12 protein-coding genes are annotated in these 11,933 nt (G+C 65.4%); 5 read left to right on the plus strand and 7 right to left on the minus strand.

The features are described 5' to 3' along the window. Window positions 1-16 precede the first annotated feature (16 nt). The 7 genes from pheT to rsmI form a co-directional block, all read right to left on the minus strand. Window positions 17-2,386 (minus strand): phenylalanine--tRNA ligase subunit beta, encoded by a 2,370-nt coding sequence (gene pheT / locus BMZ48_RS03775; RefSeq protein ID WP_091532075.1) that lies wholly within the window; start codon window positions 2,384-2,386, stop codon window positions 17-19. Beyond that, window positions 2,383-3,372 carry a phenylalanine--tRNA ligase subunit alpha gene (gene pheS / locus BMZ48_RS03780; RefSeq protein ID WP_091532450.1) on the minus strand — a complete coding sequence of 330 codons (990 nt, stop codon included), beginning with the start codon at window positions 3,370-3,372 and terminating at the stop codon, window positions 2,383-2,385. The genes pheT and pheS overlap by 4 nt, the downstream gene beginning before the upstream one ends. Before the next feature lie 146 nt (window positions 3,373-3,518). Then, window positions 3,519-3,878: a 50S ribosomal protein L20 gene (rplT, locus tag BMZ48_RS03785; protein WP_091532077.1), complete on the minus strand. Its 360-nt coding sequence runs from the start codon at window positions 3,876-3,878 to the stop codon at window positions 3,519-3,521. Between the two features lie 19 nt (window positions 3,879-3,897). After that, window positions 3,898-4,095 carry a 50S ribosomal protein L35 gene (rpmI, locus tag BMZ48_RS03790; RefSeq protein ID WP_091532079.1) on the minus strand — a complete coding sequence of 66 codons (198 nt, stop codon included), beginning with the start codon at window positions 4,093-4,095 and terminating at the stop codon, window positions 3,898-3,900. Window positions 4,096-4,296: 201 nt separating this feature from the next. Then, window positions 4,297-4,884: a translation initiation factor IF-3 gene (gene infC, locus BMZ48_RS03795; protein ID WP_091532081.1), complete on the minus strand. Its 588-nt coding sequence runs from the start codon at window positions 4,882-4,884 to the stop codon at window positions 4,297-4,299. A 164-nt stretch (window positions 4,885-5,048) separates the two neighbouring features. Beyond that, window positions 5,049-6,818 (minus strand): DUF885 domain-containing protein, encoded by a 1,770-nt coding sequence (locus tag BMZ48_RS03800; protein ID WP_200769506.1) that lies wholly within the window; start codon window positions 6,816-6,818, stop codon window positions 5,049-5,051. After that, entirely contained in the window at window positions 6,805-7,677 is an 873-nt protein-coding gene (gene rsmI / locus BMZ48_RS12860) for a 16S rRNA (cytidine(1402)-2'-O)-methyltransferase (RefSeq protein WP_143383618.1), read from the minus strand. Before rsmI ends, BMZ48_RS03800 begins: the two co-directional genes overlap by 14 nt. 51 nt (window positions 7,678-7,728) lie before the next feature. Here rsmI and BMZ48_RS12865 point away from each other — a divergent pair, with 51 nt between their 5' ends. From BMZ48_RS12865 to BMZ48_RS03825, 5 genes are all read left to right on the plus strand, one after another. After that, window positions 7,729-8,982 (plus strand): penicillin-binding protein activator, encoded by a 1,254-nt coding sequence (locus tag BMZ48_RS12865; RefSeq protein WP_159431069.1) that lies wholly within the window; start codon window positions 7,729-7,731, stop codon window positions 8,980-8,982. Window positions 8,983-8,984: 2 nt separating this feature from the next. After that, a complete protein-coding gene (locus tag BMZ48_RS03810) occupies window positions 8,985-9,323 on the plus strand; it encodes a YraN family protein (protein ID WP_234981523.1) in 339 nt (112 codons plus the stop codon). 49 nt (window positions 9,324-9,372) lie between these two features. Continuing rightward, window positions 9,373-9,963 (plus strand): phosphoheptose isomerase, encoded by a 591-nt coding sequence (locus BMZ48_RS03815; RefSeq protein WP_091532089.1) that lies wholly within the window; start codon window positions 9,373-9,375, stop codon window positions 9,961-9,963. After that, on the plus strand, window positions 9,963-11,381 hold the full coding sequence (locus tag BMZ48_RS03820) for an FAD-binding oxidoreductase (protein ID WP_091532091.1): 1,419 nt from the start codon (window positions 9,963-9,965) through the stop codon (window positions 11,379-11,381). Before BMZ48_RS03815 ends, BMZ48_RS03820 begins: the two co-directional genes overlap by 1 nt. Before the next feature lie 102 nt (window positions 11,382-11,483). Beyond that, entirely contained in the window at window positions 11,484-11,903 is a 420-nt protein-coding gene (locus BMZ48_RS03825; protein WP_091532093.1) for a rubrerythrin family protein, read from the plus strand. Window positions 11,904-11,933 lie beyond the last annotated feature (30 nt).

Here is an 11,933-nt window from a genome sequence, read left to right on the forward strand (position 1 = left end):
TCCCTTTCTGGAATGCTTATTGGCGGATTGCGGCGCCCACGTCCTGCGCCAGTGCCTGGGCGATGGAGGCCGTCGCCGCGTCGATGTCTTGCACGGTTAGCGTGCGCGAATAGTCATTGAAAATCAAGCCCAAAGCAACGCTTTTGCAGCCCTTTCCGAGACCTTCGCCACGGTAGATGTCGAACACGAGGATTTTCTGCAAGAGAGGGCCACCGGCGCGGCATGCGACCGTCAGCAGCGTTTCTACGGGCAGATCGTCGGCGACGACGACGGCGATGTCGCGGCGCGAGGAGGGGAATTCCGACAGCGGTCTGGGGCGTGGTACCGGCACCTCGCGGACGATGTTCCAGTCAAGTTCGAAGACCAGAGGGGCTTCGGGCAGATCGAGCGTCTGGGCGACCTGCGGATGCAGCTCGCCGATCCAGCCGGCCGGCCGTTCACCGCGCAGGATGCGTGCGCAGCGGCCGGGATGCAGCGCCGGGTGCGCGAGCGCCTCGAAACGGTATTCGTCCGCGGATGCGCCGAGCAGCGCGACGACCTCGGCTTTGAGATCGTAGAAATCTACCGGGCGATTTTTCTTGCCCCATTGTTCGGTGGCGGCGCTGCCGGTGGCCAGGCCCGCGAGCCGCTGCGTCTCGATGACGGTGCCGGCCTCCAGCGAGAAACAGACCCCTGCTTCGAACAGGCGCACACGTGTGGTCTGGCGCTGGCGGTTGTACAGCCAGGCAGAAATCAGGCCCGACCACAGCGTGGTGCGCATGACCGACTGGGTGTCGGCCATCGGATTGTCGATCGGAACCGGTGTGGTCTGCGGTGATAGGGCTTGCTGCAAGCGTGGATCGGCAAACGCAAGCGTCACCACCTCCTGCCAGCCACGCGCGGTCAAGGTCGCGCGCGCGGCGCTGAGCGTGCGCGTGCTCTCGGATGACTGCGCTGGTGCCAACGCGGCGAGATAGGGTTTGGCCGGGATGCGGTCATAGCCGTACAGACGCGCGACCTCTTCGATCAGGTCGGCTTCGATGCGCAGATCGTACCGGTGGCTGGGAATGCGGCAGACCCAGCTGTCGCCGATTTCGTTGCGTAGGGCAATACCTAACCGACCCAGCAAGTGTTCGACCTCGCGTGGCGGGATGTCGTGGCCGAGCAGCTGCACCAGGCGCGCATGGCGCAGACGCACCATGACTGTCTCCGGCTGGGTGCGACCGACTTGCGTCACCGGATGGACTTCGCCGCCGCAGATCTCGGTGATGAGCTGGGTGGCACGATCCAGGGCCGCGCGCTGCAAGGCCGGATCGACACCGCGCTCGAAGCGGTAAGCGGCATCGGAGGTGAGCTTGTGGCGGCGCGCGGTGCCGGAGATCGCATGGGGTGCAAAGCACGCCGACTCGAGGAAGATGCAGGTGGTGGTCTCGGTGACGCCGGAGTCGCGGCCGCCCATCACGCCTGCCAGCGCCAAAGGTCTTTTGTCGTCGGCAATCAGCAGCTCACCGTGCGCCAGCGTCAGCACTTCTCCCGTCAATACCTCCAGATGTTCGCCGGCGCGGGCGCGGCGCACGCGCACGGTGCCCGTGAGTTTTTCGCGGTCGAAGGCATGCAGCGGCTGGCCCAGCTCGAGCATCACGTAATTGGTGACATCGACGACCGGGTGGATGCACCGCAAGCCGCTGCGGCGCAGGCGCTCGCGCATCCAGTCCGGGGTGCGCGCCTTGGGATTGAGCCTGGAGATGATGCGGCCGGCGTAGGTCGGGCAGGTTGCCGGATCGTCGATTTCCACCTTGAGCATTTGGTGGCCGACGACGATTGCCGGTGGCAGATTGGGCCGCTTCATGTTGACGCCGTAGAGCGCGGCGATGTCGCGTGCAAGACCCAGGACCGACAGGCAGTCCCCGCGGTTGGGGGTGATCTCCAGGTTCAGCACGTGGTCCTGGAGATTCAGATAGTCGGTGATCGGCTGGCCCGGCTTGGCGGTGGCGTCGAGCTCCAGCAGCCCCTCCGACTTATCGGACAATGCCAGCTCCTTGGCCGAACACAGCATGCCGAAGCTGTCCACGCCCCGCAGCCGGGCCTGCGTGATTTCCATGCCACCGGGCAGACGCGCGCCCACCAGTGCGCAAGGCGCATGAAGGCCGGGGCGCGCATTGGGTGCGCCGCAAACGATTTGTAGCGGCTCGCCCGTGCCGACGTCGACGCGGCAGACCTGGAGACGATCGGCCTGCGGATGCTTTTCGGCGGAGACGATGCGGCCGACGACGACACCTTCCGGCAAAGTGTCCATGGCCGGCTCGATGTCCAGCTCGAATCCGCCCATCACCAGGCGCTGGGCGATGTCGTGGATCGTGGCGGGCGGGTTGACCCACTCACGCAGCCAGGTTTCGCTCAGTTTCACTTGAACTGCTCCAGGAAGCGCAAATCGTTGTCGAAGAACAGGCGTAGATCATCGACGCCATAGCGCAACATCGCCATGCGCTCGACGCCCATGCCGAAGGCATAACCGGTGTAACGCTCCGGGTCGATGCCGACGGCTTCGAATACCTTGGGATGTACCATGCCGCAGCCGAGCAGCTCCAGCCAGCGGTCACCCCAGCGCATGTGCACGTCGGCGCCCGGCTCGACGAATGGAAAGTACGACGGGCGGAACAAGGCCTCGACTTCCCGTTCGAAGAAACGCGACAGAAAGGTTTGCAGGTCATACTTGAGATCGGCGAACGTCACCCTCTCGGCGACGTACAGGCCCTCGACCTGATGGAACATCGGGCTGTGCGTGCGATCCGAATCGCAGCGATAGACGCGGCCCGGGCAGATGATGCGGATCGGTGGCTTGCGCGTCTGCATCGTGCGGATTTGTACGGGGCTTGTGTGCGTGCGCAGCAGGCGCGTTCCGTTCATGACGTAAAACGTATCCTGCATGGCCCGCGCCGGATGCGCCTCTGGAATGTTGAGGGCGCTGAAATTGTGGAAATCATCCTCGATCTCCGGCCCCTCGACGGTTTCGAAACCGAGTTCGCCGAACAGACGGCTGATACGCTCAATCGTGCGCGTGATCGGATGCAGGCCGCCGGGCAGCTCGCCGCGGCCCGGCAAGGTGACGTCGATGCGCTCGCTGGCGAGCCTTTGCGCGAGCGCCTGGGCCTCGAGCGCGCGGGCACGCTGTTCGATGGCTTGCGCCACCGTCTCCTTGAGGCGGTTGACGCGCTCGCCGAAAGCCTTGCGTTCGTCCGGAGCCATGGTGCCGAGCTGTTTGAGCAGCTCGGTGATGCGGCCTTTCTTGCCCAGCAAATCGACGCGCAGCGCATCGAGTGTGCGGGTGTCCGCGGCTGCGGCGATGTCGGCCTGGGCCTGATGCAACAGGTCTTCGAGGGATGCAGTCGTCATGGCGGAAGATGGATCGATCATGCATGCGCCGGCCTGATCGATCGGACCGGCGGCGCATGAAGTTTCGGCTCGGCTCGGAAAAAACGAAAGGGGAACGGCGGCCAGCCGTTCCCCTTGTCGGGTACTGCGAAGACGACGAAGGGACTTCAGGCGCCGAGCTGGGCTTTGGCCTGGGCCACCAGGGCGCTGAACGCCGCCTTGTCGTGAACCGCGAGATCTGCGAGCACTTTGCGGTCGAGGGCGACGCCGGCCTTGGCGAGCCCGCTGATGAACCGGCTGTAGGACAGACCCAATGCCTTGGCCGCCGCACCGATGCGGATGATCCACAGCGCGCGGAAATCGCGTTTCTTCACGCGGCGGTCACGGTAGGCATACTGGCCCGACTTCATGACCTGCTCCTTGGCGGAGCGGAACTGACGCGACTTGGCGCCGTAATAGCCCTTGGCCTGCTTGAGCACTTTCTTGTGCTTGGCGCGGGCGGTCACACCTCTTTTGACGCGTGCCATCGTGATGTCTCCTTATCGCTCAAGCGTACGGCAGCATGATGCGGACTTCGCGCAGATCGGACGGATGCACTTGCGTCTCGCCGCGAAGCTGGCGGATGCGCTTGCCCGACTTTTTGGTCAGCAGGTGGCGCTTGTGCGAGTGGGAGCGCTTGAAGCCGCCTTTGCCGGTTTTGGCAAAGCGCTTGGCCGCGCTTTTCACGGTTTTCATCTTAGGCATTTCTTGGGCTCCTGTTGGGTCGTTGCCGGCTTCGCATCCATGCCTCGGGAGCTGGCCGGGCCTCCCCGGAACGGGGAGGACTTCCAAAAAATTCTGCGGCGACCGCAGAAAGGGGCGCGATTGTTGCCGTTCCCGCAGGAAGTTTCAAGTCGCACGGCGGCGCAGGGTATACGCCGGCGCCGCCGCAGCTTGCGCGATTCGCTACTTGCGCTTGGGTGCGATGACCATGACCGACTGGCGGCCTTCCATTTTCGGGAGTTGCTCGACCACGACCAGATCGCCCAGATCGTTACGCAGGCGGTCCATCATCTGCATGCCGAGTTCCTGATGAGCCAGCTCGCGCCCACGGAAGCGGACGACGATCTTGACCTTGTCGCCGTCTTCGAGGAAACGCAGGATCGCGCGCAGCTTGGTCTGGTAGTCCGCTTCCTCGGTCGTCGGCCGGAATTTGATCTCCTTGACCTGGATCTGCTTCTGCTTTTTCTTTGCAGCTTGCGCGGCCTTGTCCTTTTGGTAAAGGTACTTGCCGTAATCCATGATCTTGCAGACCGGCGGATCGGCATTGGGGGAGACCTCGACGAGATCTAGCCCCGCCTCCTCGGCCCTCAGCAGCGCTTCACGGGTCGGCAGGATGCCGAGCTGGCTGCCGTCTTCTGCGATGACACGTACGCGCGGCGCGGTGATCTGATGGTTGCGCCGGTCTTCACGTTCCAAAGCGATGCGAAATCTCCCAAAATCGGCCCGCGGATTGGGGCCCCAAACCCGCTTGAGGCGCGCACGGACACGCATGCCCAGCGGGGACAAGGCCGCGCATTGTACGGACGCATTCGCCCTGCTACAAGTCAATCGCGCGCCATCCGGCGCGGTCTGTGTCCCGCTGCGCCGCACCCCGTGCTCGCACACGGCGCGCAGGTTGGGTGGGCTAGACGCGGGATTTCGCGCAGCGAGCGACTTTATGGGCGCGCAGGCTGCCGTTGGGCGATCCAGGCTTCGACGGTGCGTTCGAGGATGTCGAGCGGGACAGCGCCGCTGCCCAGGACGACATCGTGGAATTCGCGCAGATCGAAGCGCTCTCCCAGCGACTGTTCGGCGCGGGTGCGCAGCTCGCGGATTTTGAGTTGCCCGATCTTGTAGGCGAGCGCCTGACCGGGCCAGGCGATGTAGCGGTCGACTTCGTTGACGATGTCGAGCTCGGATTTCGCCGCGTGGGTCATGAAGAAGTCGATCGCCTGCTGTCGGGTCCACTGCCGGTCGTGGATGCCGGTATCGACGACCAGTCGCACTGCACGCCACATCTCATAGGTGAGCGCGCCGAACTTCGAGTAGGGATCCTGATAAAGCCCCAGTTCCTCGCCCAGCGATTCGGCGTACAGCGCCCAGCCCTCGACGAAGGCGGTGAACCCGGGGCCGTTTCTGCGGAACTCCGGTAGGTCGCCCAGCTCCTGCGCGCGGGCGATCTGGAAATGGTGGCCGGGCACGGCTTCGTGCAGGCTCAGTGCTTCCATCTCGTACTTGGGTCGCGTCTCCGGCCGGTACAGGTTGACGTAATACCAGCCCGGACGCGTGCCATCGGCCGCGCCGGGCAGGTAATAAGCCGTCGTCGTATCCGCAGCGATGGCGTCCGGGACGGGACGCACGCCATAGGGCAGGCGTGGAATCGTCTTGAACAGCCGGGGCAGTTCGGGGTCGATGCGCTTGGCCAGCGCACGATAGGCCTGCAGCAGTTCTTCGCCGGTCCGGTAATAGTGGCGAGGGTCGCTGCGTAGTTGTTCGACAAAGGCCTTGAAGTCGCCCTGGAAACCAATCTCGCGGATGAGCTGTTCCATCTCGGCGCGGATGCGCCGGACCTCACGCAGGCCGATATCGTGGATTTGCGCGGGGGTCAGTGTGGTCGTCGTGTACTGGCGCGCAAGAAACGCATAAAGCGCGCGGCCATCGGGTTGAGCCCAGACCCCGACCTGGTCCGGGCAGGCCGGCAGGTATTCCTCGATGAAGAACCGGTGAAAGCGCCGGTACGCCGGCACGATGGCTTCAGCGATCAGTTCACGCGCGCGTGCGGCATACGCCGCGCGTCGATCCGGTGGGATGGCATCGGGGAAGCGCAGAAAGGGTTTGTAGAACGGGCTGTCCTGCGGATTTTCGACCAACTGTTTTTCGAGCTGCGGTCCGACCCGCTGCATGACGATCTTCGGGTTGAGGCGCTTTTCGCGCATCCCTTGGCGCATCAGCAGCTCGGTTTGTTCGATCAGGCGCGGCAGTGCCTGCAGACGCGCCAGCCAGTTCTCGTAGGCGCGCTCGTCGTCAAAGCGCAGCACGTCGAGGATTTCATCCTGGGTCTGGATTCCGCCGCGCTGATTCAGCGGAATCAGGAACCGGCGGAATGCGTGCGCCTCGATCGCCTCGCGGTACTGGCGCTGGAACAAGTCGTAGTTGAGCTGTTCATCGGGCGGCAGATGCGCGCGGTCGATCGCGGCCAGGCGCGAAAGCGCTGCCCGATCGGCGGCATGGCGGTCGGCGATCGCCTGGAGCGAGAGATCCGTCCAGCGGTCCTCGTAGCGGCGGTCGCCCAGATGGCTCGCCAGCTCCGGCTGCTCGCGGAGCTGGCGCTGCCACTCTGCATCGAACAGGGCATGCAGGTCGGCGACTGCATCGGCAAAGGAAGTTCCCGGCAGCGACAAGGCGAGTGCGAGCAGGGTCGCGGTGGCGGTCTTACGCATGCGCATCGCGTTCTCCCGGTGGAGCCAGTTGCAGCGCTCTCTCGTACAGTTCTTTCTTGCGCGCGCCGGTGATGTCGGCGGCGATGCGGACGGCGCTGGAGACCGGCAGCTCGCGCAGCAGGATGCGCAGCACGCGCTCGGCTTCGGCACCATGATCGGCTTCCGGGGCCGGCGCGCCGGCGATGAGCAGCACAAATTCACCACGGCAGCGGTGGGTATCCTCGCGCAGCCAGGCCGGGAGCGCCGTCGCTGGCAGGACGACGCTTTGCTCGTGCAGCTTGGTCAGTTCGCGCGCAAGGCAGACGCTGCGCGACCCCAGGACGGCGGCCAGATCTTCTGCGGTGTCCAGAATGCGGTGGCTGGATTCATAGAGGATCAGCGTGCGCGGCTCCGTCGCGAGTGTCTGCAGACGACGGCGGCGTGCCGCCGGTTTGGCCGGCAGAAAGCCTTCGAAGACGAAGCGATCAGTGGGCAGTCCGCTGATCGACAGCGCAGCGATTGCCGCGCAGGGGCCCGGGACGGCGATGACCGGCACGCCGGCGGTGCGTGCCGCACGGACCAGAGCGAACCCCGGATCGGAGATCAGCGGAGTGCCGGCGTCCGAAATCAGCGCCAGCGCCGCACCGTCGCGCAGCGCCGCGACGAGGCCATCGACGAGCGTGGCTTCGTTGTGCTCATGCAGTGCCGTCATCGGCCGGCGGATGCCGTAATGCGCCAGCAGATGTCCGCTGGTGCGGGTGTCTTCCGCACAGATTCGATCGACCGCCGCGAGCACCGCCTGTGCCCGCGGCGACAAATCGCCGAGATGGCCGATCGGTGTGGCGACGACGTACAGTGTGCCCGGGGTGACGCAGGCCGTGGTCACGGCGCATCAGGAAGGTCGCATGTCATACTTGCGATTATGGTTCTGGAGCGCATGCAAACCCAAACCCTGGCCGTTGTTCTGGCCGTTGTTATCGGCGCCAGCCTGTTCGGCTGCGCCAGTCACCTGCCGGCGCCACAGACGGCATCCGAACCAGCGCCCGACACATCGCCGCCGCTTGAGCAGCGCACGTCCACCGAGCCCGAACCCATGCCGGCCGAGGTCCAAGCCTGGCTGCATGAACCGCCGCCGGCGATGCACACCGGGCATCTGGCGCTGCTGTTGCCCTTGAGCGGGCCTTATGCGAGCACGGCGGAGGCCGTGCGCGACGGTTTCTTGTCGCGCCATTTCGATAGCGGGCATGATGGCGAGATCCGGATCTATGACGTCGGCGACAGTCCACAAACCTTGTTGTCGGCGTATCAGCACGCGCTCGATCTGGGGGCGGGTTTCATCGTCGGACCGCTGAAGAAGGAGAGCGTCGCCCAGCTCGCGATGCTGCAGCCGCCGGTGCCGGTGCTGGGGCTGAATTACCTCGATCCGGGAGCCGTGGTGCCGTTCAATTTTTACCAGTTGGGGCTTGCGCCCGAAGACGAGGCTCGTGCCGCGGCCGACGATGCCCTTCGCAAGAACCTCCGCCGCGCCGTGGTTCTCGTGCCCGAAGGAGATTGGGGCACGCGCGTGCTTGCGGCCTTCGAGGACCAACTTCAGCAAGGGGGAGGACACATCATCGACGTTGCGCGCTACCGCCAAGGCGTCAGCGATCAGAGCGAGTCGATCGCGCGGCTCATGGGCATGACGGAGAGCGAGGAGCGCCACCGCGCGCTGACCAGCGTACTGGGGACGCGAACTGTATTCGAAGCCCGCCGGCGTGGCGACATCGACGTCGTCTTTCTCGGCGCACGGAGTCAGGATGCGCGCGTGCTGTTGCCGCAGTTCCGTTTTTATCGCGCCGGAGGCCTGCCGCACTACGCCACGGCGCTGGCCTACGACGGCAAACCCGATCCGGAGCTCACCGGTCTGCGGTTTTGCGACATACCGTTCATGCTCGATGCCCAGGGCGTCTGGGCGCAAGAGCGTGCGCTGGCCGCGCGCCTGCCGGCGGCTGCCGCCTATCCACGCCTCTATGCCCTCGGCCGCGATGCCTACGACCTGGCCGTGGCCCTGCAGCGTGGGTTCTTGCGCGTCGGTGACGGTTATACCGGCGCCATCGGCCGCCTGGAATGGATCGGCAGCAGCGTTCTGGCACGGCGGCTCGACTGTGCCGAGCTGCGCGCGAGCGGCTTGGTGCCGACGGCTTTGCCTTGAGTGTGATCCGCGGCGCCCAGGCGGAAGACGCAGCCCTTGCGCTGCTGCAGCGCCGAGGGCTTGAGCTCGTCGCCCGCAATTTCCGCTGCCGCGGCGGTGAGCTCGATCTAGTCATGCTCGATGACGACGTGCTCGTCATCGTCGAAGTGCGTGCGCGCACACACCCGGGGTTTGCCGGCGCGGCGGAGTCGGTCGATGCCCGCAAGCGGGCGCGCCTGGTCGCGGCCACACAGATGTTTCTGCTCGCCTATCCGCACCATGCCCAGCGGGCCGTGCGGTTCGACCTCGTGGCCTATGACGGCAACCGTGCCGAGTGGATCCAGGCGGCGTTCGACGGTTGAGCCACCAAGGGTTCAAAATGAATCAACCCACTGGACGTACCGGTTTCCCATGACGATTGAAGCCCGCCTCCGTGCTCATTTCGAAGCCAGCATCCAGGCCAAGCGCGATACGCAGGAGACGGCGCTGGCGGCACTCGCACGGGCTGCCGTGCTGCTCGCCGACTGTCTGCAGGCCGGCGGCAAGGTGTTGTCCTGTGGCAATGGTGGCTCGGCGGGCGATGCCCAGCATTTCGCCGCCGAGCTGACTGGTCGTTTCGAGCGCGAGCGGCCGGGCATGCCTGCGATCGCGCTCACGGTCGATACTTCGGCGCTGACGGCGATCGCCAACGACTACAGTTTCGATCGCGTCTTCTCCAAGCAAGTCGAGGCGCTGGGCAGAAGCGGTGACGTGCTGCTCGCGATTTCCACCTCCGGCCGGTCGCCGAACGTGCTCCAGGCCATCGAGGCCGCGCATGCACGCGGCATGCGCGTGGTCGCCCTCACTGGCCGCGATGGTGGCCGCATCCCCGCGCTGCTCGCTCCTGAGGACGTCGAGCTGCGCGCCGCCGCCACGGCCACCGCCCGCATCCAGGAAGTGCACATTTTGTTCCTGCACTGTCTGTGCGATGCGATCGATGAACTGCTCTATCCGGTGTCGTGATGAGCGTCCACACCCCGCAGATCCAGGCCAGTCCACCCTTGCCCGAACCGGTGTTGCGGCGTCTGCGCGACGTGTTCCCGCCCGGGCGTCTGTATACCGATCCCGCCGATCGTCTCGCCTATGGCTACGACAATTCCAAGCGCATGGCGATGCCGCAGGCGGTCGTGCTCGCCCAGTCGCACGAGGATGTCGTCGCCGTCGTTGCGATTTGCAACGAATTCTCGGTGCCGCTGGTGGTGCGCGGGCGCGGTACCAATACCACCGGCGCAACGGTGCCGATCCACGGCGGCGTCGTGCTGTCGCTGGAGCGCATGAACCGGATTTTGCGCGTCATGCCCGGCGATCGCCTGCTCGAATGCGAGGCCGGCGTGCTCAACGGCGACGTGCAGGCCGAGGCAGCCAAGTACGGATTGTTCTGGGCACCGGATCCGACCAGCCTCGCGTATTCGACGGTCGGCGGTAATCTCGGCTGCTGCGCCGGCGGGCCGCGCGCGGTCAAGTACGGCACGGCGCGCGACAATGTGCTGGGACTGCGTGCAGTCACCGGGGCCGGTGATTCGATCAAGACCGGTTGTACGACGACCAAGGGTGTGGTCGGTTACGATCTCACGCGGCTTCTGGTCGGCAGCGAAGGCACGCTGGCGATCATCACCGAGGCGACACTCAAGCTGTTGCCGCGGCCGCAGCAGGTCAAGACTGTGCGCGCCTGCTACGCCGATGTGAAGTCGGCGGCCGAGGCCGTGGCGCGGGTGATGAACCAGCCGCAGACGCCCAGTGCGCTGGAATTCATGGACGGGGATGCCGTGCGTCTGGCGGAAGACTACCAGCCGACCGGTATCCCGCTTGGTACCGGCGCGCTGCTGCTGATGGAAGTCGATGGCAGCGATGCGTCGGTCGACGCAGCGCTGCAGGCCGTGTGTGCCGCCGCGTCCGGCCCGGGGCTCATCGAGTTACGCACGGCTGCGAACGCAGCCGAGACCGAGGCACTGTGGGCCTGCCGCAAGGCCTTGTCGCCGAGTCTGCGCAAGATCGCCCCCAAGAAAGTCAACGAGGATGTCTGCGTGCCAGTCACGCGCATCCCCGAGCTGGTCGAGGGACTTGCCGCGCTGTCGCGCCGGCACGGCATCCGCATCGTGAATTTCGGTCATGCCGGTAACGGCAACCTGCACACCAACCTGCTCGCCGATCCGGACGATCCGGCGCAGATGCAGGCCGTGCAGGCCTGCCTTGGCGATGTCTTCCGCCTCGTCCTCGCACTCGAGGGGACGCTCTCCGGTGAGCACGGCGTCGGCATCGAGAAACGCGACTATGTGGGCTGGGAAATCGCCGAGGCCACGCTCGGGGTCATGCGCGCCATCAAGCGCACGCTCGATCCCCGTGGCATTCTCAACCCCGGCAAGGCGCTGCCCGGCATCTGAGACGATAGTTCGAGGTTATCGTCTGGATAGCGAAGTCTGTCTACCACATCCGCTGCAAAAGGCGTAGGCTCGGTCTACCGTGCCACCCAGGAGGAGAAGACGATGGCAAACCTCAAAGGCAGCAAGACGGAAGCCAACCTCAAAGCCGCTTTTGCCGGGGAATCGCAAGCCAACCGGCGCTATCTCTACTTCGCCCAGAAGGCGGATGTCGAAGGCTACAACGACGTCGCCGCGGTGTTCCGCTCGACGGCGGAAGGCGAAACCGGCCACGCCCACGGGCATCTGGAGTATCTCGAGGCCTGTGGTGATCCGGCTACCGGCCTGCCATTTGGCGAGACCAAGCTGAACCTCAAGGCGGCGATCGCCGGCGAGACGCACGAGTACACGGACATGTACCCGGGCATGGCCAAGACGGCGCGTGAAGAAGGCTTCGACGAAGTCGCCGACTGGTTCGAGACCCTGGCCAAGGCGGAGCGCTCGCACGCCAACCGCTTCAGCAAGGCCTTGCAGGACATCAGCTGATCCGGCGGCGGGTCCGTGAGGAACCCGCCG

Source organism: Fontimonas thermophila (genome assembly GCF_900113085.1).
GTDB lineage: Bacteria > Pseudomonadota > Gammaproteobacteria > Nevskiales > Nevskiaceae > Solimonas > Solimonas thermophila.